Genomic DNA, 25,502 nt, shown 5'->3' with positions numbered 1-25,502 from the left:
GCGAGACCGAGCCTGTCCCCGCGTGAGCGGCGACAGGCTCGGAACGTGTTCAAGACCGGTCTTTTTCCTGGCGAGGGGAAAGATTGCAGGAGGATTCATGCAAAATATAGATACGGCCACACTGACCATCGACGGCAAGTCCTACGAGCTGCCCATAGTGCGCGGCACCGAGGGCGAAGTCGCGTTGGATGTGAGCTGTCTGCGCAGCCTGGCGGGGGTCATCACCCTGGACCAGGGCTATGCCAATACCGGATCGTGTTACAGTGCCATAAGCTTCGTGGATGGAGAAAGGGGAATTCTGCGCTATCGCGGTTACCCCATCGAGCAGCTGGCACGGCAGAGCTCTTTCGTGGAGACGGTCATGCTCCTCGTTTTCGGCGAACTGCCGACCCGCGAGGAACGGGCCGCATTTCGCACCATGCTCGGTGATACGGCCCTGCTGCATGAGGATCTCATGCACCACTTCGAAGGTTTTCCGCCCAACGGGCATCCCATGGCCATCCTTTCGGCGGTCATCAATTCGCTTGGAGCCTACAATCCCGATCTGCTGGACATCCAGACCGAAGCGGAGTTTCGCAAGGCCGTGGCAAAGCTTGTCAGCAAAGTGCGCACCATTGCGGCTTTCAGTTATCGCAAGTCCGCAGGGCTGCCCATCATCTATCCGGACCCCAGCCGCTCCTACTGCGAAAACTTTCTGCACATGATGTTTTCCGTGCCCTACAAGGAGCACGTTCCCACCCCGGAAGCCCAGAAGGCCCTGACGCAGTTCCTGCTGGTGCACGCCGATCACGAGCAGAACTGCTCCTGCTCCACGGTACGCATGGTCGGTTCGAGCGAGGCCAATCTCTTTGCCTCGGTTTCGGCCGGGATCTGCGCCCTGTGGGGCCGGTTGCACGGAGGGGCCAACTCCGCCGTTGTGCAAATGCTCGAAAACATCCGCGACGGGGATCTCACGGTCAAGGAGTGCATCGAGAAGGTCAAGCGCAAGGAATACAGGCTCATGGGCTTTGGGCACCGGGTCTACAAGAACTTTGATCCCCGGGCCAAGGTTCTCAAGGAATGCGCAACCAACCTGCTGGCCTCCCTGCAGGTCAATGATCCGTTCCTGGACATTGCCCAGGAGCTTGAAGAGATCGCGCTGCATGACGATTATTTCGTCTCGCGCAAGCTCTATCCCAACGTGGACTTCTATTCCGGGCTGATCCTGCGCGCCCTGAACATCCCTGTGAACATGTTCCCGGTCATGTTCGCCATCGGACGCCTTCCGGGCTGGATCGCGCACTGGCACGAACAGCATCTGGAGGAGAACACCCGCATCCACCGCCCCCGCCAGATTTACGTGGGGCCGAACATTCGGGACTACATACCGATGAAGGATCGCTGATCAAGAGGGCGGCCACGGGGGGCCGCCCCTACGGAAAGGTGTGGTCCGTTGAACGATGCGTTGCCACACCGCCCACCACGGTACAATATGCTCCGTTGAACAAATGCGTTATCATACCGCCCAATCGTAGGGGCAGGCCCCTGTGCCTGCCCTTTTTTCGTTTCTTGCGTCTGGCGATTACATTGCGTGTCAAGAGGGCGGCCACGCAGGGCCGCCCCTACGATTTCTGGGTCATGAGGACCGAAAAGAGGACCACGCAGGCGGCGGCCATTTGCAGCGGGTTCATGGTTTCGCCCAGGAAGGCGAATCCGCAGCCCACCGCGACCACGGGGATGAGATTGATGTGCGCCGAGGCCGTGCTCGCGGGCATGCGGGTGATGGCCCAATTGTAGAGGGAGAACGCACCCAGTGTCACGCCTGCGCCGAGGAAGACGAGGATCAGGATCAGCGGCAGGTCGAAGGTGCCTGCCGGCACATCCATCAGGTGAACGATGCCCGGTGAAAAGAAGAGGCAGCCCGTGACGACCTGCATGACCGTCAGCGTCCAGGCGTCATAGCGCCTGCCCAGAATGCGGATGATGATCATGTTCGCGGCCGCGCAGACCATGGCCAAAAATTCCATGCTGTTGCCCAACAGCGGTGAAGGGGCGGACAAGGTGGCCTGCCCTCCGAGGGTCAGGACCGCAACGCCGGCCACGGAAAGAAGCAGGCCACCGACGACGCGCGTGCTCAGGGGTTCCTTGAGGATCATCCAGGCGGCCACGGCGACGAGCAGGGGGACGGAGGCGGAGATGATTCCGGCCTGGGCCGAACTGGTCAGGCCCAGGGCCGCGGATTCGAGCCAGAAATAGAGGCAGGGCTGAAATACGACGGCGGCCAGGAGCAGCTTCCAGTCGCCCTTGCGGTACGCGGACAGGCTCACGGTCCGGTACAGCGGCAGGATGCACGCAAGGGCGATGATCATGCGCAGCCACATCACGCTCAGGGGATGCAGGTCCTGCAGGGCAATGCGCATGGTCGAAAAGGATGCGCCCCACAGCACCACCGCGCCAAGCACGGCCAGACGAGGCAGCAGGGCGATGGGGCTTGCGGTGGTGAGGGAAAGGGATTCGGATTTCATGCAGGCTCCTGAGTATGTGAAGATGCGCGGGCCGAAGTGCTTCAGGGCATAAGCGCGTACTGCCCCGGCGTGGCTCCGGTGTAGAGCTTGAACGTGTTGCTGAAATGGGATTGATCGGCAAAGCCCGTGGCCTGGGCCACTTCGGACAGGACCATGCCTTGCCGGATCAGGGACCTGGCCCGTTCCACGCGCTGCTGGGTGCGGAAGACATGGGGAGGAATCCCGGTCTGGCGCTTGAAGGTTCGCAGCAGGTGATACTGGCTCACCCCGAGCAAGGCCGCCATGTCCCGTAAGGTTATTTTTTGCTCCAGATTTGAGCGCAGCATCTCCTTGGCATGCCGGACGAGCAGGGGAAGCGCCGGGGATTTGCTTTTTACCCCGCAGTGCGCGCCCAGGATGTCCCCCAGGGTTCTGACCAGCGCCGATTCCCGGGCCAGTCCGTTGCTCGCGGTCAGATTCTGCGCCAGTCCGTGCAGGGACATGACAAGATCCTGCCGGTCGCAGATCAGGGTCGTGAATTCGGGCGGCGCTTCGGGCCGGCGACTCATGTCATCGGCCATGCTTCGCACCAGATCCGCACGCAGGTAGAACATGGTGTAGGATATGGTGTCATCCGAAATCGGCACGCCGGAGTGAACCTGCCCGGGATTGATCAGACATGCCTGTCCCTGCCGCACGGTGGCCTCGGAATGCGATGGGCCGAGGCAGTAGCTTGCTCCCTGATGCATGAGTCCGATGGCGTAGAGGTCGTCATGGAAATGGCGGGGAAAGACATGGCTGCTGCGCGCTACCTGGCTCATTTCAAGACCGGGCTGAACATGAATGAAATTGATGGACGGGCAGGACATGGGTAAGCTGATAGACCAGAGAGGGGGAGGGCGTCTTGGAAAAAATTGCGCTTTCTCCCGTATTTTTCACGCCCTAAATCATGCGTGAGTGCTCGTAAAGCTGTCCCCCCCTGACAAAAAATTTCAAATAACCCAGGGGGAAATGCCCCGGACGCAATTTCGTCCCTCGGACTTGGCCAGATACAGGGATTCGTCGGCCAGTCGCAGCAGTTCGGCTGGCCCCAGGTCCTTGCCCGGCGTGCTCGCCGCCACCCCCAGGCTGACCGTGACCCTGCCAAAATCGGACTGCACGTGCGGCATCATCAATTCCTCAACTTCACGCCGCAATCGTTCGGCGATTTCAAATGCCCCTTCCAAGGCGGTATCGGGCAGAATCATGCAAAATTCCTCGCCCCCGTAGCGGGCCGCAAGATCTCCCAGACGACGGGCGCCAGCCCGCAACACATCCGCCACGCGCCTGAGACAGTCGTCACCCTGCTGGTGTCCGTAAAGGTCATTGTATTTCTTGAAATGATCGATATCGAGCATGATGAGCGAAAGAGTCGATCCCGCTCGTACCGCACGGCTCCATTCCTCGACGATGGCCGCATCGAACTTGCGGCGGTTGGCGATGCCGGTCAGTCCGTCGGTCATCGACAGTTCGGCCAGTCTCTTGTTGGCCTCCTCCAGCTCACTGGTGCGCCTCAGAATCTTGGCTTCGAGTTGTTCGTTCAGTTGCAAAAGGGCGTTCTGGGAGACCAAGAAACGCGTCAGATCCCGCGCCATGCCCCAAATGTGGGTGATGGCGCCTGCGTCGTTCTTCACCGGCACGAGCAGTGTTTCAAACAGCCTCTCGCTGCCGCGCAGGACAGGGCGCTGTTCGAAGGTCACGGCTTCGCCCGAGACCATGCATTCGTGATAGCCGGAAATGAGCTTATCGCCATCGGGACCGTAGCCGACGATGGCGCGAACCGTATTTCCGGCGATCTGTCTTGAGTCAAGGCGTAGGGCGGCATCGTTGGCCACCAGCAATTCGTAGTCTTCGCCAACGGGCATGCAGATCCAGAAAGGATCGCTGGAGTGTTGCCAAAGCTGCTCAAAGACATGCACCAGGGCCTTCGTGTCGAGGGGCTTAGCGGACTGATCCGGTCCAGAATAGTTCATCTGCGCTCGTGTAGGATGAAAAAATGTTGCCAGTTAGGTTCCGGACGCAAGCCGGATCATCGTCGGGGCAGACCTTACGGAAAAGGCTCCCGCCTTGAAAGAGGAATCTGGACGACGAAACTCTTGACCTGTGCGTTTTAAATTAATAGTTGAGCAACTGTTCAAATGTTATTTACTGGCGACGTCAATGCGGCCGGCAAGAGGGAGTGAATATGAAGGATGTGTGCGAAGTCTCCTGTATCCATGAAGAAAACGTGAACCGAGCGTTGCTTGGCAGAACTGACGATGGCGTTTTGGAAGAAGCCGCCGCGCTTCTGGGCGTCATTTCCGATCCGACGCGGCTCAAGATCATGGACGCCTTGCGTCTTGGCGAGCTGTGCGTATGCGATCTGGCGGCGGTGCTCAAGATGACCATTTCGGCCGTGTCACATCAGCTGCGGCTTTTGCGCACGGCCAGGCTGGTGCGCGGCAGGCGGGCGGGCAAGGTGATTTTTTACACGATCCACGACGGACACGTGGAAAAGCTCATGGACATGGCTCTTGATCACTGTCGGCAGAGGTGCGGGGAATGAACGTATTTCTGCAAGCGTGCTGGGACATCCTGGTAGATTCGTCGCTCTGGATGCTGTTTGGCTTTTTCATGGCCGGGCTGTTGCGCGCCTTTGTCCCGTCCGATCTGGTGGCGCAACATCTTGGCAAAAATCAGTCCGGAAACATCTTCAAGGCTGCGCTTTTCGGAATTCCACTGCCCCTGTGCAGCTGCGGCGTCATTCCGGCTGCGGCGGGGCTGCGACGACAGGGCGCCGGCAAGGGGGCCACGGCCTCTTTTCTTATCTCCACACCAGAGACCGGCGTGGACTCCATTGCCGTGAGCTGGGCGCTCCTTGATCCGCTCATGACCTTGCTGCGTCCCGTATCGGCCTTCCTGACGGCCATGGTGACGGGCATGCTTATCGACGCTGCGGACAAGGAGCCGGACATAGTTTCCAATGATCACGGCCGGCAACACGCGGTCGAGGAGTTACAACCGGGGCCGTCCCTGCAACCCGTGGCCGCCGCGCCGGGCTGCGCTTCCGGCTGCTGTTCCTGCGGCAGCGGTCCGGTCGTGCAGTCTCGTTTCAGTCGTTTTGCGGAAGGCCAGCGCTTCGCTTTTGATGATCTGCTGGCGGATATTGCGCCCTGGTTCGCCCTGGGCATTCTGCTGGCGGGGGCCATCACCATCTACCTGCCCGATGACCTGGGCCGCATGTTGCCGGGTGGAGGGCTGACCGCCATGCTGGCCATGCTGGTCGTGGCCCTGCCCATGTATGTCTGCGCCACAGCCAGCACACCCATCGCGGCGGCCCTGGCCCTCAAAGGCTTTTCGCCCGGAGCGCTGCTGGTCTTTCTGCTTGCCGGACCGGCCACCAATGCGGCCACCATGGTCATGGTCGGCAGGCTGCTGGGTAAAAAGTCCGCTTTCATCTACGTGGGGTCCATCATTGCCGCCACTCTTGTCTGCGCCATGGCCGCCGATGCCCTCTACCTCTGGCTCGGCTTCGAAGTGCACGCCTGGCTCGGGGACTCCGGGCCCGAGGAGAGGAGCCTGCTCTCCATCTTGGCCGCTCTGATCATGGTGGCGGTGCTTGGGCGTTCGGTGGTGCTGCTGGCGCTGCGGAAATTGGGGCTACGCAGGTGATTTGTTCCTTGTTCCGCACAAAAAATCCCCCCGGCTGCATAAAGCGGCCGGGGGGATTTTTTGTGTCCCTCTTCAGGCTACTTCTTCAATCGTCCGATGCACGCCAGTCCATCTTCCTCCAGCGCCACGAGATCGTTGTAGACCTCGCGCTTGCGGACAACCACGTGCTTGTCGCCTTCGACCATGATCTCGGCGGCGCGGGCTCTGGAATTGTACTGTGAGGACATGACAAATCCGTAGGCTCCGGCCGAGAAGGCGGCCAGCAGGTCGCCTTGGGCAACCTTGGGGAAGGTACGGTTCTTGGCCAGAAAATCGCCGGATTCGCAGATGGGGCCGACCACGTCGGCGGTCATTTCCTCGCCGTTTCCTTCACGCACCGAGGCGATGCGATGGTAGGAACCATAAAGGGAAGGACGAACAAGGTCGTTCATGGCCGCGTCGACGATGACGAAAGTCTTGTCCTCGTTGGTCTTGGTATACTGCACTTCGGTCACCAGGATGCCGGTGTTTCCGGCGATGACACGGCCGGGCTCAAGAATGAGTGTGACATCCAGTTCCTTGAGGGATTCGACCAGGGCCTTGCCAAGCTCCTCGGGATGCGGCGGTACTTCCTCGTTGTACGTGATGCCGAGGCCTCCGCCCAGATCCATGTATTTGATCCTGATGTCCATCTCAAGCAACTGGCCGTGAAATTCCTTGAGCTTATCCAGCGCCTCCATGAAGGGGGAAAGCTGGGTCAGCTGGGAGCCTATGTGGCAATCCATGCCGACGGGCTCGACGTTGGGCAGGCTCTTGGCCAGGGCGTAGGCTTTCAGGGCGTCGGGACGGGACAGGCCGAACTTGTTTTCCTTGAGGCCGGTGGAGACGTAGGGGTGGGTCTTGGGGTCCACGTCGGGATTGATGCGCAGGCTGATGCGCGCCACCTTGCCCAGCCCCCCGGCCACTTCGTTGATGCGCTCGAGCTCCTGCACGGATTCGACATTGAACATGAGGATGTCGGCGAAGAGGGCTTCCTGGATCTCGACGGTCTTTTTGCCCACACCTGAATAGACGATCTTCTTCGGATCCACCCCTGCCCTGAGCGCACGGAAAAGTTCGCCCCCGGAGACGATGTCCGTACCCGCGCCTTCCTGGGCCAGAATCTTGAGAAAGCTCAGGTTGGAGTTGGCCTTGACCGAGTAGCAGGTCAGATGATCGATGCCCTCGAAGGCGGAATCGAAGGCCTTGTAGTGGCGCTTCAGGGTCGTCGCGGAATAGATGTAAAGCGGGGTGCCGTATTCATGGACCAGATCGGCCACGGCAATGTCCTCGGCGTGAAGTTGACCATTCTTGTATTGGAAATAATGCATGCTTGATCTCCTTTGGGAATTAGGGGGCGGATGGGGTCAGGGTGATGATTTCGGAAAACGCCGGCTCTATGATCTGGTGCGTGTTGTCCGCCTTGAGACGGATGCGCAGTGTCTGGCCCGGCAGGGGCTCGCAGATGGTGAAAATGTAGCTGTTTTCCTGGCGGTACACCCCGGAACTGAAGGGGTAGTACTTGCGCACGAAGGACGGAGTGAACGGGCAGGTGGGGCAGCCATCCTGTTCTATCTCGACCATGAAAAATTCGAGGTTGACCAGCCTGCCGCCCAGCTTGGCATTGATCAGCAAGCAGCCCTCTTCCATGCGGGCCTCCATGTGGTTGATCTGGATCATCTCCTCACTGACGATGGGCTGAGGCCATTCCTTTTTGCCGCAGGCGGCGAGCACGAGAACAAGAAACAGGAAAAGAGTGCGTTTCATGACAGTCCTGCCATCGCTTTCCACTGGTGGAGCAGGGTGAGTGCGTCCAGGGGGGAAAGCTCGTTGACGTTGAGTTTTTTCAGGGCCTGAAGAACCTCGTGTTCCTCGGGCTGTTTTTGTGAGACCGGCGTCTTGGTCAGGCCGGGCAGCGAAACCTGCCGGCTGATGAAGTCGTTGCGCTTGGCGCCGCCGGGAGCGTGCCGTTCCAGTACCGCCAGGATTTCCTTGGCCCTGGTCACGACCGAGGCCGGGACTCCTGCCAGCCGGGCGACTTCGATTCCATAGCTGCGGTCTGCGGGTCCTGGAACCATGCGGCGCAAAAAGACGATGTCGCCCTTCCATTCCTTGATGGCGATATTGTAATTGCGAACCCCGGGCAAGCGTTCCTCAAGGACCGTCAGCTCGTGGTAATGCGTCGCGAAAAGGGTGCGGATTCCGCCCTGACGCCGGGCCAGCTCCTCGGCCACGGCCCAGGCCAGGGAGAGGCCGTCGAAGGTGCTCGTGCCCCGCCCGATCTCGTCCAGGATGACCAGGGAGCGCTTGCCCGCCTGACGCAGGATGCGCGCCGTCTCCGTCATCTCGACCATGAAGGTAGACTGGCCCATGGCGAGGTTGTCCGATGCGCCAACCCGTGAAAAAATGCGGTCGCAAAGACCAAGGCGGGCCCTGGAGGCGGGAACGAATCCGCCCATCTGGGCCAGGATGCAGATGAGCGCCACTTGCCTGAGCACCGTCGATTTGCCGGCCATGTTCGGGCCGGTGATGAGCAGCACCCGACCCGCGTCGTCCAGGGTCAGGTCGTTGGGAATGTAGCCCGAGCGGCCCTGCACAGCTTCGACCACGGGATGGCGTCCGCCCTTGATGGCGATCTCGAGCCCATCGTGCAGTTCGGGCCTGCTCCATTCCCATTTGCGTGCGGCATGGGCGAGCCCCTGGGCGAAATCGAGTTCGGCCAGGATTCCGGCCATTTGCATGAAACGGGCGCGATGCCCGGCCACTTCCTCGCGCAGGGCGAGAAAAAGCTGGTATTCTCTGGTCTTGCGCCGGTCAGAGGCGCTCAGGAGTTTCTCCTCGAGGAGTTTGAGCTCCTCGGTGATGTAGCGTTCGGCGTTGACCAGGGTCTGACGGCGGATGAAATGGGCTGGCGGTTCGGCCACAACTGCCCGGCTCAGTTCGAAATAGTAGCCGAAAACCTTGGTGTACCCGAGCTTGAGCTTGGGTATGTCGCAGGCCGTCCGCTCGCGTTCAAGCATGCTTGCGAGCGCCGCCTCCCCGTGGTCGGTCAGGTCCATGAGCTCGTCGAGTTCCGCATCAAAGCCCGGCCGGAAGAGTCCGCCTTCGGTGATGACCGGCGGCAGGGAATCGGCCAGCGCGCGGGTCAGCAGACCATGCACGTCGTCCAGGTTTTCCCAGTCGCGCAGCAACGCGGCAAGTCGTGGCGGCGGGGACTCAAGTGCAAGCAGGGCCTGATGCAGGCGCGGCAGCACGCCCAGCGACGTCTTGAGCGCGGCAAAATCCTTGGGAGTCGAGCGGTTGACGACAATGCGGGTGCACAGCCGCTCCAGATCATAGACCCGATCCAGTGCCCGGCGCAGATCATCGCGGACGATATCGTCGTCATGCAGATAGGCGACCAGCTCCTGCACCGGCAGGATGCTGCCTAGGTCCTTGAAGGGCTGGTGCATCCTGGTTTCCAGCAACCTTCCGCCCATGGGGGTCTGGGTCTGGTCCAGGACCTGCCACAGGGTGCCGCGCCCCTTGCGGCCGTCCATGGTCCTGAAAAGCTCGAGATTGCGCTCGGTGACCTCGTCCAGGAGCAGGGTGGATGAAAGATCCAGGGGGATGAAGGGCGAAAGGTGACTCAGGTCGCGCTTCTGGGTCAGCTCCAGATAGGTCAGAAGTGCGCCGCAACAGCGGACCAGGGCGGGCTTGTCGTCGAGATCGAGGGTCTGAAGGTTTGGAACGGCTTGCGCGCGCAGGATCTTGTCTCGGGCTCCGCGTTCGTCGAAATAGGATTTCTGCGGGTACCGCGAAAGCTTGGCCTGCCATTGTTCAAGCCCCTTGGGCAGGGCCTGGGTTTCGGTCAGGAGCAATTCGCGCGGGTTCATCTTGACCAGCCATTGCCAGAGCATGGCCTCGTTTCTGGTCTGGATGCCGGACCAGACTCCGGTGGAAAAGTCGACCCAGGCCAAACCGCCGCCAAGATCTGCATCCCAGTACAGGGCGCCAAGAAAATTGTGCCCCTTGGCATCAAGGTTCATGTCCTCGACCACGGTTCCGGGGGTCAGCACCCGGGTCACTTCGCGCTTTACCAGTCCTTTGGCCTGCTTGGGATCTTCGACCTGATCGCACAGCGCCACCTTGTAGCCCTTGTCCAGCAACTGACGCAGATACTCGTCGATGGCGTGATGCGGCATCCCGCACATGGGCACGGGATTTTCCGCGCCGGGGTTGCGGCTGGTGAGCGTGATCTGAAGCTCCCGGGCCGCGATCTCGGCGTCTTCGAAAAAAAGCTCGAAAAAATCTCCCATGCGGAAGAACACGAGGGTCCCCGGATACTCTCCCTTGACCCGCAGGTACTGCTCCATCATGGGCGTGACCTTGACCGTGTTCATGACGCCTCGTCGCTCAGCAGCTGGCGGATGGTTATGGAGTGCCAGGACATGCATTTGGGGCAGCAGAAGAAGATCTGCCCACGCTTCAGACCGCAACGGCCGCAGACAAAGCGCTTTGCCTCGCGCGCGCGGCGCAGCAGGAACTCCAGCTGAAATTCGAACACGGCAGTCGTCTGCTGCTCCGGCAGGGACATGGTCAGAAGCTCCAGGCGGGCGGGCCAGAAGGCGGGGCTCATGAGCAGGGTTTTCTCCTGCCAGGTCTTGGCTTCCTCGACGCGGCCGTGGGCGCGCAGCAGGCATCCGGCGTAATGCAGCGGGGCAAGTTCGGGCGGATGTTTGTCGATGACGGCCAGCAAGGCGTCAAGATGCGCGGCAGGCAGGATGGCTTTCACCGGTGCGCCCGAATCCTCGAAGTCGAGCAGAGGGTCGAGCAGCACGAAGCCCAGATGCGAGCCGACCGAACCCAGGCCCTGATCGAGCAGCGAGAGGACATCGTCCCAGGATTCGCGGCTGATCTGGAACATGATCCCTTCAAGCCAGGCCTCGGGTGAGGCGGGATAGATCTCCCGGGCCTCCGCCAGCAGGCCCTGGTCTGCGGCCTCGGTTCCGGTCGTGGCGGCGCGGACCAGATAATGGGCGGCCTGCAGATCGTGGCCCATTTTCCTGTATTGGCGGCTGGCGGCCAGAAAATCTCCGCCCTTGGCATGCAGAAGGGCCAGTTCCAGCTCCAGCGCCGGGATGTCGCCGCCGATATCGCGGCATTTGCGCAAGGCCTCCTGGGCGCGATCGAGAATTCCCGCCCGGGAATAATCGCGGCCGAGTTCGAAATAGATCCGGGCCTGGTCCTCGCGGCCAAGGTCCGCGCGTTGCAGCAGGGAGCTGCGCATCTGGATGGCCCGGTCAAGCTCTCCGCGCATGCGGTAGAGATTGCCCAGTGCCGAACAGATCTCAACGGCTCCATGATGGTTGCGCATGGCCCGCGACAGGTCGTCGATAGCGGCCAGGGCATCCTGGGCCGGATTTGGCGGAACGGGCGAGAAGAGGTCGGCGTGATCGTCGCGCAGCCCCAGAAGGGACCTTAGCCATTGCATGAATACTCTCCCAGGTGAACCAATCAGAAAATCAAGGCCACAGGCCCATCAAAAACCTCCCAACGTATACGCCTCACGTATCACGTTTTACGCATCACCCCTTTTTCGCATACCACTCTCCGGCCTGCGCCAGACCGTCGCGGACGCCGTATTCAGGGTCGTAGCCGAGCAGCCTGCGGCTCCTGGAAATGTCGGCCAGCGAGTGACGGACATCGCCGGCCCTGAAATCCCGGTGCGAAGGCAGCGTTTCGGCGCAGCCCGGCATGAACTTGGCGGCCTCGTCGCGGATGAGATGGAAAAGCTCGCCAAGGGTGGTGCGCTGACCGAAGGCGACGTTGAACACGGTCCCGGCGATTTCCGGACCTTCGGCGCATGCTGCCAGGATGTTGGCCTGCACGCAATTGTCGATGAAGCAGAAGTCGCGGCTCGTTTCGCCGTCGCCGTTGATCCACACTGTCTCGCCGCGCAGCAGGCTCGCGAACCATTTGGGAATGACCGCCGCATACGCGCCCTCGGGATCCTGACGTTTTCCGAAGACGTTGAAATAGCGCAGCCCCACGCTGTCCATACCGTAGGCCTTGAGGAACACCTCGGCATAAAGTTCATTGACGTACTTGGTCACGGCGTAAGGAGAAAGGGGCTTGCCGATGGTCTCCTCGACCTTGGGCAGGCCGGGATGGTCGCCGTAGGTTGAGCTGGAGGCCGCATACACGAAGCGCGCGACCTTGCTGTCCTTGGCGGCGACCAGCATGTTCAGAAAGCCGGTCACGTTGTTGGCGTTGGTCAGCAAGGGATCGACGATGGAGCGGGGCACCGAGCCGAGCGCGGCCTGATGCAGGACATAGGTCACGCCCTCGCACGCGGTCATGCAGGTATTCAGGTCCCGGATGTCGCCTTCGATGAATCGGAAGCGGGCCCATTGCTCCGGAGTCACGCTATCGCGCACTTCGTCCAGATTGTGCTTGTGGCCGGTGGAAAAATTGTCCAGGCCCGTGACCTTCTGTCCATGACGCAGCAGGGTTTCCAGCAGATTGGAGCCGATGAATCCGGCAACGCCGGTGATGAGCCAGTGATGCTGGGTTTCAAGGACGGAGAGTATTTTTTTATGCATGATTTATCCGGTATGAGGAAAAAAATTGCGTCCCAAAGGGATGATCCTTGGGACGCACGACAGCAGAGTGGACGACGGATCGTTCCGGATGCTTCAGTTCTGGATGTTTTCAGTGGATTCCGCAGTGGTGTAGTCATCCATGGTTTTGGGGCGCAGGGATGCGACTTCGCGTTCCAGGGCGTCCACTTCCTTCTTGTGCTGGCGGCACTGCTTGGACAGGCGGATTTTTTCCAGGAAGAAATAGAACGTGCAGAGCAGGGAACCGATCACGAAAGCCATGAGGATGATCAGGTAGAAGGGCACCGCCTCGGTCTGATAGTGCCAGCCGAAAACTTTGAGTTCCAGCGCCAGTTCCTGAATCAGGATTTCATGGTTCTGAACAAAGAAGAGCATGGAGAAAAAGAAAAGGGCTACCAGACCCAGCACTTTGAGATATCGCATCCGTATCACCTCTACCGTTGAAGGTTGTTGAAAAAAGGCTTCAAGCGTTTGTAGGTCGAGCGCAGATGCTCAGGCAGAACGCTTGTTTCCGACATGACGGCCATGAAGGAGTGATCTCCGTTCCAGCGTGGCACAAGGTGCACATGGAGATGCTCCCTGATTCCGGCCCCGGCGGCCTCGCCGATGTTCACGCCGATGTTTATTCCGTGCGGATTGAAAGCCTGCTCTAAGATAAAAGAGCACTTTTGTACATAGTCCATGATCTCATGACTTTCCCTCGTGTCGAGCGCGGTGATGTTGCTGACGTGACGATACGGGGTGACCATGAGGTGCCCGCTGGAATAGGGAAAGATGTTCATGATGACGAAACAGTTCTCGGCGCGATGCAACACGAACCGCTCCTCGTCGCCGTCCGTGGATTCGGGCAGGCAGAAGACGCAGTTGTCGGGCTTGGGACCAAGAATGTAGTTGATGCGCCAGGGCGCGTGCAGTGTTTTCATGTCTACAGGATCTGGCTCAGGAACTTCTTGGTGCGCGGATGTTCGGGACTGGTGAAGAAATGCTCTGGAGTTCCGGTCTCGACGACCTGCCCGTGATCCATGAAGATGACCCGATCCGCCACTTCGCGGGCAAAACCCATCTCGTGGGTCACGACGACCATGGTCATGCCTTCTTTTGCCAGGGTGACCATTACATCAAGAACCTCGCCGATCATCTCCGGGTCCAGGGCCGAGGTCGGCTCGTCGAAAAGCATGATCTTGGGGTTCATGGCCAGGGCCCGTGCAATGGCCACACGCTGCTGCTGTCCGCCGGAAAGCATGGCCGGATAAACCTCGGCCTTCTCCCGGATACCGACCTTGTCGAGCAGGGCCAGGGCACGTTTCTTGGCCTCGAGTTCCGGCAGTTTCTTGAGCTTCATGGGGGCCATGGTCAGGTTGCCGAGCACCGTCTTGTGCGGAAAGAGGTTGAAACTCTGGAAAACCATGCCCAGCTCCTGACGGATCTGGTTGATGTCGTTATCCTTGGCGTTGACGTCCTGGCCATCGACCACGATGCTACCGCTGTCGATGGTTTCGAGGCGGTTGATGGAACGCAGCAGGGTGGACTTGCCAGATCCGCTGGGGCCGATGATGACCACCTTCTCTCCGGAATTGATGGACAGGCTGACGTCGTTTAATGCCTGCAACTGGCCAAAGAACTTGTAGACGTTCTTGATCTCGATGATGGGCCTAGTCCCGTTCATAATAATTCAACCTCTGCTCCATTTTACTGACGGCCTTGGACAAGAAAAGCGTGATGACCAGATACACCAGGGCCACCATGGTGTACGCCTCGAAGTACAGAAATGATTCGCTGGCGAATTCCCGGCCTCGGCGCAGCAGGTCCGATACGGCCAGGATGGAAACCAGGGAGCTGTCTTTTAAAAGGGCGATGAACTCGTTGCCCACCGGCGGCAGGATGGTCCGCCAAGCCTGGGGCAGGATCACGTACATCATGGTCTGGACAGGATTGAAACCCAGGGACCTGGCCGCTTCGGCCTGCCCCTTGTCGATGGAGTCGATGCCTGCCCGGAACACCTCGCCCATGTATGCCCCGTAACAGATGCCCATGGCGAGCACAGCCGCGGCCATGGGCGGAAGGTCCTTGAACAGCTCGAGGCGACCAAGGGCGAAGTAGATGTAAAAGAGCTGCACCAGAAGCGGAATTCCGCGGATGACTTCGACATAGGTCGAGGCGATCAGGTTCAGGACCTTGTTGCGGGACAACCGGCCAAGGCCTGTTATGAGCCCGAGCACCAGGGACAGCATGATGGACAGGAGCGTGACCTGGAAGGTGACCAGGACGCCGTCGGGAAGAAATTGCAGAATCCGCCAGTATGGCTCGGGCTGTGTCACGCACAGATAGATGATGATGCCGATGGCGCCGAAAAATGTGAGCCACCAGGCGTTGAAGAGGCCCGAGTCCTTTTTCAGGGGGATGGCCGCGCCGTCGCCGATGTCGATCTTGACAGCTTTTTTGGAAAATTGTGGGGTCATGACTGGCCTTGTCGTAATCGCTAAAAAAAAAGGAAAACCGGGGCAGTTGCCCCGGTTATGACATTATTTGGCTCCGAACCATTTTGCGTAGATCTTGTCGTACTCGCCGTTTGCCTTGATGGCGGCCAGAGAGGAGTTGATCAGTTCGACGATTTCCTTGTTGCCCTTGTTCACGGCGAAACCAAGGTATTCCGGAGATTCGGGAGCAATGAGGAAAGCCAGGGTCAGCTTCTGGGAATACATTTCATGCTGCAGGGCGTAGTTGGAGGCAACGGCGTCGTCGGCGATGACGGCGTCGATGCGGCCATTGTACAGATCTTCCACGGCCAGGCCGATTTCGTCATAGGACTTGGCGGTGGCGCCTTCGATCTTCTTGCACAGGAAATACCCGGTGGTGCCCATCTGGGAAGCAACGGTCTTGCCGGCAAGGTCGGCGACGGAAGCGATGGCCGCGCCCTTGGGCACGATGACGCCCTGCTTCACTTCAAAATAGGGATCGGTAAAATCCATGTTCTGCTTGCGCTCATCGGTGATGGAAACCGAGGAAGCGATGGCGTCGTACTTGCCGGAAGCAAGGCCTGCAAAGATGCCGTCCCAGGCGGTGTTCTTGAGAATCGGGTTGAATCCGCCGGCCTTGCCCATGGCCATGACGACCTCGGGACCAAAGCCCACGATGTTCTTGTCGGCGTCAATCATCTCCATCGGCGGATAGGTGGCATCCACCGCAAAGACGACATCCTTGGCCAGGGCATTTCCGGCCATGAGAAAAAGAGCCAGCAAAACAAGTGCAATCCGTGTACGCATACGTCCTCCAGAGCTGGTAAAATGATGATTTCCCGAAAAATAGTCCGACAGACAAAATGACATAAAATCGTTAAAGAATTGCCCCGCTTTGGTCAAGAAACGGCTTTGGGCTCCTGCCCTTGCAGCGACGCGGCCATGCGCCGTGCATAGTTGAGCTGCTCTTCCCTGGTGCGCACTTCCTCGTTCAGGACGGCCCGCTTCACCGCACGCAGGATATTCGCGAACCGCGGCCCCGGTTCAAGGCCCATATCCTTGATATCCGATCCCGTGACCAGGATGCCAACGTCCTGCAAATGAGTCAGATATTGGGATACGGCTTTTTTAAGCTCCAGCTTGCGCTGCTTGGCCATGGTATAGAGCAGTCCCTCCAGGGACAGGGGAGAGAGGATGTCGTACAGGTCGGCCGCGGATCCCTCGTTCTTTCCCCACTGCGCCAGCTGCATGGCGACATAGCGCAACTGGCGGCGGGTGGATTCTACCAGCTCGATGCGCTTGGGCGGAAACCTCAGCCGCGAGGTCAGGGCCTGTACCTGATGCGTGTCGAAGCCCGACACGAGGCCTAGAAAATAGACGATCCAGATGTCCGGTGCCTGCTCTCGGAACAGCAGCTTGTACCAGGTGATGACCTTCTCGATTCCTTCCAGCAGGGGTTCCTTGGTCTGCGGGAAGTGGAGCAGGGGATGGATCTCCTGCAGAAGGCCCAGGTCGCGCATGCGGATGAAGGCGTCCAGCGGGACGCTGTCTTCGGCCAGAAGACGCAGCTCGTGGCGGATGCGCGCCCCGGAGAGTTTCTGGAAGATGTTCAGCCGTACGGCGTTTTTTATGAGCCGTTCGGTCTGTCCGCCGATCTTGAACTGGAAACGCTGCTCGAAGCGGATAGCGCGGATGATGCGCGTCGGGTCTTCCACGAAGGACAGGGAATGCAGGACGCGGATGATCCCGTCCTTGATGTCCTGCTGCCCTCCGAAAAAATCCACCAGCCTTCCGAAGTGGGGCGGACAGAGGTGGATGGCCAGCGTGTTTATGGAAAAATCGCGGCGATACAGGTCCATCTTCAGCGACGAGAGCTCGACTATGGGCAGGGCGGCCGGGTACTCGTAGTATTCGAGGCGGGCCGTGGCCACGTCGATCTTCTGGCCGCCGGGCAGGATGAGCACCGCTGTTCGAAATTTCAGGTGCGGCCGCACCCGCGCCCCGAGCTTGCGTCCGAGATTCTGGGCAAAGGCGATGCCGTCGCCCTCCACGACAAGATCGATGTCGTCGTTGGGAATGCCAAGCAGCATGTCGCGCACGAACCCGCCCACGGTGTAGACCGTAACGCCCTGCTCCTGTCCGGTCTGCCCCGCGAGCTGGAGCAGGGAGACGATGTCCTTGGGCAGGCGCTCCAGCAAGATCTGCCGGATATTCTTTTCCTGCCGCTTGTCCGAGAGCAGGGACTCGGGGATGCGGGCCGGTTCCTGGACCATGAGATTGATAAGGTCAGTGCGCGTGATGACCCCGACCAGTTCCTGTTCGCGCTGCACCGGGACCAGACGCTGGCGATGCCCCAGAATGATCTCCATGACCTGGTAGAGGTCCTGGTCCTCGGTCACGAAATGAAAATCCTCCAGCATGTACTCCGTGACCCGCTCATCTCCAAGACCATGCCCTACAGCCTTTTCGGCCACGCTGTTCTCGATGATGCCGCAGACCTGATCCGCGTATTCGACCACGGGCAGGGCTTTGAACCCGTAACGCATCATGACCTCCGCCGCCTGGGCCACGCTCTGGGCGGCCTTGATGCGAACCACGGGCGAAGACATGAAATCCCTGACCACCATCTGGGGATTTATGAGCGAGTAGAGCAGGGCAAAAAGCTCATCCTTTACCTGAGAAATTGTGCGATCCTTGACGGAAGCCGACGCTGCATAGGCATGTCCGCCGCCGCCGAAAGACGAGCAGACCACGCCCACGTCAACTTCCTGGGCCTTGCTGCGGGCCACGAGTTGGATGCGGTCGCCCATGTGTCCGATGGCAAAGAGCACGCGGATGTTTTCCATGTCCATGAGCTTGTGGGTGAGCAGGGCAAAATCACCGACGTAGGTGTCGAGCACGACCTCGGCGATGACGATGTCGACGCCGTTGATGGTGTGGGTGGTGGCGGAATCGATGAGTTCGGACAGGATGGCGATCTGTTCCGTGGACAGTTCGCGGCTCATGATGTCGCGGATGACGTCAAGGTCCATGCCCATGGTCCGCAGCCAGGCCGCGGCCTCGAAATCGTGCTCGGTGGTTGATTTGAAAGTGAACCCGCCCGTGTCCTCGAAGATGCCGAGGCCCATGATGGTCGCCTCGTCCGGGGTGACCGTCAGAGACTTTTCCTTGAGCCGTTCCACAATGATGGAGGTGGTCGCGCCCCAGGGCCGAAAGACGTCGAGGCTCCCTTCGAGCGCATCATCAGTGGCCGGGTGGTGATCGTAGAGATGGATCTGAAGTCCCGGCAAGGCAAAGAGGGGCTCCACGTGAGCGAGCCGTGAGCGCTGTCTGGTGTCCACGACCACCAGAAGCTGCACCTCCTGCAGGTCAAGGTCTTTAAGGCTCTTGAAATTGAAGAGATACATGGCGCTCTGAATAAAATAATCCTTGAGCGAGCTCTCCTGGGTGCCGGGGAAGACCAGGGCAGCTCCCGGATAGAGCTTGCTGACCGCGATCATGGCGGCCAGCGCGTCGAAATCCGCATTGGCGTGGCAGGTAATGACCGTTTTGAAAGGGGTGTCTTGGGTCATGTCAGGACCGGGGATGAAATTTGCGGTGCAGGGCGGCCATGCGTGCGGATTGCACATGGGTGTAGATTTCCGTGGCCATGATGTCGCTGTGGCCGAGCAGGATCTGCAGGGTGCGCAGATCGGCTCCGCCCTCGAGCAGGTGCGTGGCAAACGAATGGCGCAGTGTGTGCGGCGAGACCGGGCGGTTTATCCCGGCCTCCAGCGCGTAGCGGCTCAGCAGCTTCCATACGCCCTGCCGGGAAAGGCCAAGACCCGAGCGATTGAGAAATACCGTGTCGGTCTTGGGCCCGAAAAGCGGGCGCCAGTGCTGCAGGTATGAGAGAAGCTGACTGACTGCTGACTCGTGCAGTGGCACGTAGCGCTCCTTGCTGCCCTTGCCGAGGACGCGCAGCAGTCCCGCCTGGGGATCAAAGTCCGGTATCGCAAGGGAGACCAGTTCGGACACGCGCAGCCCGCAGGCATAGAGCAGTTCGAGCATGGTCCGGTCGCGAAAACCCAGACGGGCGTTAGTGAGAGGGCGGCTCAAAAGGGCGGTGACCTCCTCCCGGGACAGGACTTCGGGCAGCTTGCGGACCAGTTTGGGGCTGTCCAGCAGGGCGGCGGGACTGGAGGCGAGGAGGCGTTCCTGCACCAGAAAATCGAAAAAACCACGCAAACTGGAGAGGTTGCGGGCCATCGACGTATTTTTCAGACCCTTGCGCCGCAGATGAACCATATAAAGAAAGAGGGTGTGTTCATCTATCTGGTGCAGGCTGCCGCCGAGATCGCTCAGAAATTCCCGGAAGAAAAGCAGATCCGAACCATAAGCTGCGACGGTTTTTTCGGCCAAGCCGCGGATGACGGTCAGGTGCTGGAGATAGGCGTCGATTTCTTCGTGCATTCCCGGCAAGGTACATCTGGCCCCTTGCCTGCACAAGCTGAAAAAGGTAGCTTTTTCAACCAATGCCCAATCCAAGCGCCTCTCACGCATATCTCGGCCTGGGGTCCAACATGGGGGACCCGGTGGCCAATGTAGAGCAAGCCGTCGAAGCCCTGCGCAATGCTCCCGGACTTGGCGTGGACGCCGTGTCCCCGATTTTCCGGACCGAGCCGCAGGGGATGCGTGACCAGGATTGGTTCGCCAACTGCGTGGCACGTATTGATGTCCGCGCCCCGTATGCCCCCGAAGAGCTGCTTGACGTCCTAGCCGACATCGAAATGCGCATGGGCCGGGTCCGCACGGCGCACTGGGGGCCACGGATCATCGATATCGACATCCTCCTCTACGGCGACGTCGAGTGGGATTCGCCCCGATTGCAGATTCCTCACCCACGAATGCTTGAAAGGGCGTTCGTACTCGTTCCGCTCATGCACCTGGCTCCGGAAATACGCATCCGGGACCTTTGTCCATCACAGTGGCTGTCCCGGCTTCCGTATCGCCTTGAAGGGAATCGGATTCTGCAGGCCACAAACGCCATTTTTCGAGGTGAAAATGCTTAAGTTTGTCGTTCTGGCTGTCGTGTGTTTCATCCTTTACAAACTCGTGACCAATGACAAGAAGAAGAAAGTAGAGGTCAAAAACAAGCAGGAAGAGAAGTTGGCCAAGGAAGGCGTGCTGGTCAAGGATCCCGTCTGCGGGACATATGTTTCCAAGGATTCGGACATCCGGATCAAGGACGGTGAGGAAGTGCGCTGTTTCTGCAGTTACGAATGCCGGGACAAATATCTGAAAATGATCGACTAGCTGGCGACCTTAAAAATTCAGAATTCTCAGGCCGTTCAAAAATGGTGAGATGCAAGGAAGCGAAAAAATCCAGTACGCGCGGCCATGCGCATACATAAAATTGGTCCGGTTTTTTTGCTGATGCAGCAGATCGCTTTTTCGGGGCTGCCTGCCAGGGGGAAGCATGCAATTCTTCATAGATACCGCGAATCTGACCGAGATCAAGGCCGCCATGGAAATGGGGCTCGTGGACGGAGTGACCACAAACCCCTCGCTCATGAGCAAGGAAGCGGATGACTGGCGCGACATCGCCGGCAAGATCTGCAAACTGGTTCCCGGGCCTGTGAGTCTTGAGGTCATCGCGCTCGATACCGAAGGCATGGTCCGTGAAGCCAAGGAACTGATAAAGTTCGGACCCAATGTCGTGGTCAAGGTTCCCATGACGGCCGAAGGTTTAAAAGCCGTGCGCATCCTCAAATCCATGAACATCGAGACCAACGTGACCCTGATTTTCTCCGCCGCCCAGGCATTGCTTGCGGCCAAGGCGGGGGCGGCCTACGTCAGCCCGTTCCTGGGCCGGCTCGACGATGTCGGACAGGACGGCATGGAACTGGTGCACCAGATCTTGAGTATCTTCGCCAATTACGGGTTCGCCACGCAGATCATCGCAGCCAGCGTGCGAAGCCCATTGCACGTGCTGGACGCGGCCATGGCCGGAGCGCATATCGCAACGGTCCCGTACAAGATCCTGACCCAGCTTATTGACCATCCCTTGACGGACAAGGGCATCGCCGCGTTTCTCAAGGATTGGGAGAAGAAAGGCGGGAAATGAGGAATGGGTTAGAATGGGCGGAATGGACCGGAATGGACGCTATGGACCGAATGGACCGCCATGGACGCTTTGGAGCTAACGGACGAAATGGACAAGACCTAGCGGCACATTTAAAATGATTGGGCCATGAGCCGGTTATGGATGAAACAATCCTGATCGACCGGATCGACGCAGCAGCGCCGATCCGGTTTTTTTACGCTTTTCCAACGCAGTCCATTTCGTCCATCACGTCCATTTTCAAACAGTTTATTTTGTCTCATAATGAAAATTATGTTAACTTTAATAAAACCAAGGTTGAGCAATGTCAGGCCATTGCCTATGCCGCTTCTCTTTTGCTATGAAGCAAGGCATGGCATGGACAAATAAGACCGCTTCTTTTCTCTTTTCGAAACTTGGAAACGTCGTGGCGTTATTTCCGTGACCACGGCTAAAAGATGGCTGAGTGCGGCTCATTAAATCTGTGATCCCGGCCCGAATGTGACTGAATGAATCTGTGAACCCGGTTCGAATGGCACTTGATGAATCCCCAACACGAGGTCTTCCCATGAAATGCGCCCCGACCCTTTTGATCATCTTGACGGTGTTGCTTGTCGCCTTGCCCGTGTGGGCCGAGACCCAGGACAATTCAACGCCCGGTATCGCAAAACCCGTGCAGGAACAGCAGCCCAAGACCATCCCGGCGGCCGTCAGCCCCAAGGAAGACTCGTCAGGCAGGTTTCCCCTGGACATCCAGAGCCGGGGCTCCGACCAGAGCGGCACCCTGCTTTCGTACAAGCTCAAGGAAGAGGTCATCGACAGCAAGCTTTTTGAACTCAAAGTCTCGAACAAAAAGAAGTTCGTCCTGCACGTGCTCACGCAGGCCGAATTTCCGGATCGCCCGGGCATAGCCTCGCAGTATTCAATTGTTCTTGTATATCAGGAAGATGCGGGAACGCTGGCCTATTATCTTAACCATTATCAGGGCCAGGTTCATACCGAAGCTGTCGCGGCGGAGATGCAGAAGATTCTGGAATGGACGTACTCCAACCTCAAACGGTATCATTACCTTCTTGAGGAATGATGCTCATTTTTCGCACGTAAAAAGGCTCCCGGACCTGACCCTGCCTTGCCGACTGCCGCAGAAAGACAATGGTCGTCCGGGACAACTCATAGCCTTCAGGCACCATGGCCACGTCCGCTCCGTCACGGGTGCCGACCACGGCCCTGCTCAGCACCATGCCCGGCTGCAAACTCTCCAGCCCGATTTCCGCTTCGCCTTGATCGTGCGCCATCAGCACCGCTTCCAATGCTTTGATGTGGGTCTTGGCATACAAGGTGTTGCAGCGCATCCGATCCAGTATCATGGCGTTTTCCAGCTGCGCATAACTGCCCAGCCGATATTCCATGACCATGGCCAGGAGCGCGGCTTCCGTGGAAATGGCCGGACGCTCCAACGGTTCCGCGGTCCCGGGCAGCAAAACCAGATGCAGGGCGTTGGCGTAGTCCCGGAGAACATCCGCGACTTCCCGCAATTGCGGCAGATGTCGCACCCATTCCACCGCGTGTGCCGGATGACCCGCGAATGCAAGCAATTCGTCTTCGGAGGGCTTCTGCCCGCGGACAATTTTTTCCATCAAGGCCGGCGGCAGAATGATAAGCCCGATGATGGAGAGCAACAGCGCGGTCTCGGTGACCGTGGGCTTCGGATTGCCAGCCTTCTGCCCAAGATCGCGCAGGAGGGGCAGCAATGGACTGATAACCCCACGAACATCGCCACGCAGCCAGCAGACAAGCTCATGCACGGCCTTGGCGAAGATGGCATGGACCTCCTGCATGTTCCCGACCGAAGCCGACATGCGCTTGTAGCGGCCGACCCCATCCTGCACGACGTCGATGAGCGCCCCATCCTCGCAGGATGCAGGCAGCACGTGATGGACCTTTCCGACATTGATCGCCCGCAACAGAGTCGAGACATCCAGGGGAATGCGGCTCATCAGCACGCGAGCGCTTTCGGGGTTCAAACTGCCAGCCTCGGCCAGAAAATCGACGCCGTCCATCTCCGGCATGGAAAATTCGGCCATGACCAGCGCATACGGCCCCTCTTCACTGATCCGCTGCAGACCGCTACGCGGGCCAAGGGCGATGTGCACCTCGAAATTCTTGCGCAGCCTGCGCTGCATGGCAGTCAGAGCCTGACCGTCCGAATCCACGATCAAAATGGAACTCATGGACTCACCTCTTTGTTCGTCTGTCTTTCCGAAACCACGGGGCATGCGGGCGGGCGCGCATTGCTGCCCTTGACCCGGTTCACTCCGGAACTGACCATCTCCCTGACCTGGTGCATGAAGACGCCGTAGGCATATCCGCCCTGTTCCATTTCCTTGAGCCTTTTTTCCCACTCGCCGGTCAGCTCGGGTGAAGCCACTTGCGGGATCATTGAACAGACCACATCCACCGCCCAGCAGCCCAGATCCGTGGCCACCAGGCGTTTGCCGTCCTTGCCTATGTATTTCCTGGCGAGCAGGGTTTCAATGATCTGGGCGCGGGTGGCCGGAGTGCCGAGGCCGCGCTCTTTCATGGCGTCCCGGAGTTCCTCGTCGTCAATCAGCTTGCCCGCCGTTTCCATGGCCGCAAGAAGCGTGGCATCGGTGAAATGGGCCGGAGGCTTGGTCTTGTGCGCGACAAGTTCCAGGCTCTGCGCCGTGACGGCCGCCCCCTTGCGCAGGTTCGGCAGGGGGTTGTCCTCGGAGGCGCGCCAGGGTTCGGCTTCAAGCCAGCCCTTGTCCTGGAATATCTTGCCCGTGGCCCGGTAGCGATGCCCCTCCACCCCAATCCACAGGGTCGAGCTGGCAAAGGTGGCATCATCCATGAAGGCCGCCGCGAAACGCCTGCAAATCATCTCGTAGATGGCCCACTCCTCCTTGCCGAGCGTAGCCGGATTGGCGCGCAGGGCCGTGGGGATGATGGCGTGGTGATCCGAGACCTTCTTGTCGTTGACGCATTCGAATTTCTTCTTTCCGCCCTTGATGTTGGTGGCGGCCGCCTGCGAAATTTCCGGAAAATGCGCGTACACCGCGCGCATGTTGTCCAGGCATTCGGCGAAAAGCTCCCGGGTCAGATACCGGGAGTCCGTGCGCGGATAGGTGATCAGCTTTCTCTTCTCGTAGAGATCCTGGGCAATGGAAAGGGTCTGCTGGGCCGAAAAGCCCAGGCGCGAGTTGGCTTCTTTTTGCAGATTGGTCAGGTCAAAGAGTAACGGCGGCTTTTGCCTGCCCTTCTTCTTTTCCATTTCAAGGACCTCTCCGTCCCTTCCGGCGCAGGCCTCGACCACCGTCTGTCCATCCTCCACCTGCCAGATCTTGGAATCCTTGAAGTCCGGAGCCGCGAACCAGGTCGCCTTGAACGTCTCGGCCTGATGGGCAAATTCGCCTTCCACTGTCCAGTAATCCCGAGCCACGAAATTCTCGATCTCGCGCCTGCGCTCGACCAGCAGTTTCAGGACTGGCGTCTGAACCCGTCCGACAGTGATGAGGCTGCCCGCGCGCAGGGTGAAGAGGCGGGAGAAGTTCATGCCCACCAGCCAGTCGGCCTCGGCCCGGGCAAAGGCGGCATGCCCCAGATTTCTTTTTTCCTCTCCGCTGACCATGTTTGCAAAAGCCTTTTGCAGGCCTTTTTCGGTCATGTCATTGGCCCACAGGCGTTTTATCGGCTTGGTGCTTCCGGCCAGCACGTAGATGCGGCGGAAGATGAGCTCGCCCTCCCGGCCCGCGTCCGTAGCGTTGACTACGGACTCGATGTCGTCATCGAGCAGAAATTTGCGGATGATCTCGTACTGTCTGGCAGTGGATGGAAGAATCCCAAGCGTGAAGCGACCGGGCAGCATGGGCAGCTGGCGCATGGACCAACGGCCGGACCAGGCCTGATTCTGCTCGGCCGGCTCGGCGATGTTGACCAGATGCCCCACGGCCCAGGTGACCACGTGCTCAGGCCCTTGCAGAAAACCTTCCCCGCGTCCCTTGATTCCAAGGACGCCCGCCAGTTCGCGGGCCACGGAGGGCTTCTCGGCTATGATCAGAGTTCTGGGCACATCAACCTCTTTGCCCGCAACAGGGTGAAACCCTGTGCGGCGATCCGGCAACAGGCCGATTATTCATGAAGCAAAAATCCC

At 59.4% G+C, this 25,502-nt stretch carries 25 protein-coding genes; 8 read left to right on the top strand and 17 right to left on the bottom strand.

Annotation, left to right across the window (positions count from 1 at the left end; genetic code table 11):
* The first annotated feature begins 97 nt into the window (after window positions 1-97).
* Complete coding sequence (gltA, locus tag CVU60_16365) at window positions 98-1,384, top strand: citrate (Si)-synthase (protein ID PKN40407.1); 1,287 nt, start codon at window positions 98-100, stop codon at window positions 1,382-1,384.
* A 217-nt stretch (window positions 1,385-1,601) separates the two neighbouring features.
* Here the strand turns inward: gltA and CVU60_16360 are convergent, their stop codons facing one another.
* The 3 genes from CVU60_16360 to CVU60_16350 form a co-directional block, all read right to left on the bottom strand.
* The gene (locus CVU60_16360; protein PKN40406.1) at window positions 1,602-2,504 is read right to left on the bottom strand and encodes an EamA family transporter; all 903 of its coding nucleotides are present in this window, start codon (window positions 2,502-2,504) and stop codon (window positions 1,602-1,604) included.
* Between the two features lie 41 nt (window positions 2,505-2,545).
* Window positions 2,546-3,352, bottom strand: coding sequence for an AraC family transcriptional regulator (locus tag CVU60_16355; protein ID PKN40405.1), 807 nt, complete (start codon window positions 3,350-3,352; stop codon window positions 2,546-2,548).
* A 123-nt stretch (window positions 3,353-3,475) separates the two neighbouring features.
* Entirely contained in the window at window positions 3,476-4,495 is a 1,020-nt protein-coding gene (locus CVU60_16350; protein PKN40404.1) for a hypothetical protein, read from the bottom strand.
* A 212-nt stretch (window positions 4,496-4,707) separates the two neighbouring features.
* Here CVU60_16350 and CVU60_16345 point away from each other — a divergent pair, with 212 nt between their 5' ends.
* Window positions 4,708-5,067 carry a transcriptional regulator gene (locus CVU60_16345; protein PKN40403.1) on the top strand — a complete coding sequence of 120 codons (360 nt, stop codon included), beginning with the start codon at window positions 4,708-4,710 and terminating at the stop codon, window positions 5,065-5,067.
* Complete coding sequence (locus CVU60_16340; GenBank protein ID PKN40402.1) at window positions 5,064-6,173, top strand: hypothetical protein; 1,110 nt, start codon at window positions 5,064-5,066, stop codon at window positions 6,171-6,173. The genes CVU60_16345 and CVU60_16340 overlap by 4 nt, the downstream gene beginning before the upstream one ends.
* 77 nt (window positions 6,174-6,250) lie before the next feature.
* On the opposite strand, the gene lysA is transcribed toward CVU60_16340, so the two are convergent.
* From lysA to CVU60_16280, 12 genes are all read right to left on the bottom strand, one after another.
* A complete protein-coding gene (gene lysA, locus CVU60_16335) occupies window positions 6,251-7,522 on the bottom strand; it encodes a diaminopimelate decarboxylase (protein PKN40401.1) in 1,272 nt (423 codons plus the stop codon).
* 19 nt (window positions 7,523-7,541) lie between these two features.
* Window positions 7,542-7,958: a hypothetical protein gene (locus tag CVU60_16330; GenBank protein PKN40400.1), complete on the bottom strand. Its 417-nt coding sequence runs from the start codon at window positions 7,956-7,958 to the stop codon at window positions 7,542-7,544.
* Window positions 7,955-10,573 carry a DNA mismatch repair protein MutS gene (locus tag CVU60_16325; GenBank protein PKN40399.1) on the bottom strand — a complete coding sequence of 873 codons (2,619 nt, stop codon included), beginning with the start codon at window positions 10,571-10,573 and terminating at the stop codon, window positions 7,955-7,957. Before CVU60_16325 ends, CVU60_16330 begins: the two co-directional genes overlap by 4 nt.
* Complete coding sequence (locus CVU60_16320; protein ID PKN40398.1) at window positions 10,570-11,664, bottom strand: hypothetical protein; 1,095 nt, start codon at window positions 11,662-11,664, stop codon at window positions 10,570-10,572. The genes CVU60_16325 and CVU60_16320 overlap by 4 nt, the downstream gene beginning before the upstream one ends.
* A 94-nt stretch (window positions 11,665-11,758) precedes the next feature.
* Entirely contained in the window at window positions 11,759-12,775 is a 1,017-nt protein-coding gene (locus CVU60_16315) for an LPS biosynthesis protein WbpP (GenBank protein ID PKN40397.1), read from the bottom strand.
* Between the two features lie 93 nt (window positions 12,776-12,868).
* Window positions 12,869-13,216 carry a DUF1049 domain-containing protein gene (locus CVU60_16310; protein ID PKN40396.1) on the bottom strand — a complete coding sequence of 116 codons (348 nt, stop codon included), beginning with the start codon at window positions 13,214-13,216 and terminating at the stop codon, window positions 12,869-12,871.
* 11 nt (window positions 13,217-13,227) lie between these two features.
* Window positions 13,228-13,716: an HIT family hydrolase gene (locus tag CVU60_16305; GenBank protein ID PKN40395.1), complete on the bottom strand. Its 489-nt coding sequence runs from the start codon at window positions 13,714-13,716 to the stop codon at window positions 13,228-13,230.
* Window positions 13,717-13,718: 2 nt separating this feature from the next.
* Window positions 13,719-14,459 carry a glutamine ABC transporter ATP-binding protein gene (gene glnQ, locus CVU60_16300; GenBank protein ID PKN40394.1) on the bottom strand — a complete coding sequence of 247 codons (741 nt, stop codon included), beginning with the start codon at window positions 14,457-14,459 and terminating at the stop codon, window positions 13,719-13,721.
* Window positions 14,446-15,252: an amino acid ABC transporter permease gene (locus CVU60_16295; protein ID PKN40393.1), complete on the bottom strand. Its 807-nt coding sequence runs from the start codon at window positions 15,250-15,252 to the stop codon at window positions 14,446-14,448. Before CVU60_16295 ends, glnQ begins: the two co-directional genes overlap by 14 nt.
* A gap of 63 nt (window positions 15,253-15,315) precedes the next feature.
* Window positions 15,316-16,056, bottom strand: coding sequence for a basic amino acid ABC transporter substrate-binding protein (locus CVU60_16290; protein ID PKN40392.1), 741 nt, complete (start codon window positions 16,054-16,056; stop codon window positions 15,316-15,318).
* A 92-nt stretch (window positions 16,057-16,148) separates the two neighbouring features.
* Window positions 16,149-18,821: a polya polymerase gene (locus CVU60_16285; GenBank protein ID PKN40419.1), complete on the bottom strand. Its 2,673-nt coding sequence runs from the start codon at window positions 18,819-18,821 to the stop codon at window positions 16,149-16,151.
* Window position 18,822: 1 nt separating this feature from the next.
* Entirely contained in the window at window positions 18,823-19,701 is an 879-nt protein-coding gene (locus CVU60_16280) for a site-specific tyrosine recombinase XerD (protein PKN40391.1), read from the bottom strand.
* 62 nt (window positions 19,702-19,763) lie between these two features.
* Here CVU60_16280 and folK point away from each other — a divergent pair, with 62 nt between their 5' ends.
* The 5 genes from folK (at window position 19,764) to CVU60_16255 (ending at window position 22,415) form a co-directional block, all read left to right on the top strand.
* The gene (folK, locus tag CVU60_16275; GenBank protein ID PKN40390.1) at window positions 19,764-20,300 is read left to right on the top strand and encodes a 2-amino-4-hydroxy-6-hydroxymethyldihydropteridine diphosphokinase; all 537 of its coding nucleotides are present in this window, start codon (window positions 19,764-19,766) and stop codon (window positions 20,298-20,300) included.
* Window positions 20,293-20,544: a transcriptional regulator gene (locus CVU60_16270; GenBank protein PKN40389.1), complete on the top strand. Its 252-nt coding sequence runs from the start codon at window positions 20,293-20,295 to the stop codon at window positions 20,542-20,544. Before folK ends, CVU60_16270 begins: the two co-directional genes overlap by 8 nt.
* Before the next feature lie 163 nt (window positions 20,545-20,707).
* Entirely contained in the window at window positions 20,708-21,355 is a 648-nt protein-coding gene (gene fsa / locus CVU60_16265) for a fructose-6-phosphate aldolase (GenBank protein PKN40388.1), read from the top strand.
* Between the two features lie 137 nt (window positions 21,356-21,492).
* Window positions 21,493-21,696, top strand: coding sequence for a hypothetical protein (locus CVU60_16260; protein ID PKN40387.1), 204 nt, complete (start codon window positions 21,493-21,495; stop codon window positions 21,694-21,696).
* Window positions 21,697-21,899: 203 nt separating this feature from the next.
* The gene (locus CVU60_16255) at window positions 21,900-22,415 is read left to right on the top strand and encodes a hypothetical protein (protein ID PKN40386.1); all 516 of its coding nucleotides are present in this window, start codon (window positions 21,900-21,902) and stop codon (window positions 22,413-22,415) included.
* Here the strand turns inward: CVU60_16255 and CVU60_16250 are convergent.
* Window positions 22,384-23,562 (bottom strand): hypothetical protein, encoded by a 1,179-nt coding sequence (locus CVU60_16250; protein ID PKN40385.1) that lies wholly within the window; start codon window positions 23,560-23,562, stop codon window positions 22,384-22,386. The genes CVU60_16255 and CVU60_16250 overlap by 32 nt on opposite strands.
* Window positions 23,559-25,484 carry a DNA topoisomerase III gene (locus tag CVU60_16245; protein PKN40384.1) on the bottom strand — a complete coding sequence of 642 codons (1,926 nt, stop codon included), beginning with the start codon at window positions 25,482-25,484 and terminating at the stop codon, window positions 23,559-23,561. Before CVU60_16245 ends, CVU60_16250 begins: the two co-directional genes overlap by 4 nt.
* Window positions 25,485-25,502: the final 18 nt, after the last annotated feature.

The sequence above is a fragment of the Deltaproteobacteria bacterium HGW-Deltaproteobacteria-18 genome, from assembly GCA_002841885.1.
Taxonomy (GTDB): domain Bacteria; phylum Desulfobacterota; class Desulfovibrionia; order Desulfovibrionales; family Desulfomicrobiaceae; genus Desulfomicrobium.
This window is presented reverse-complemented; position numbering and strand designations above follow the sequence as displayed.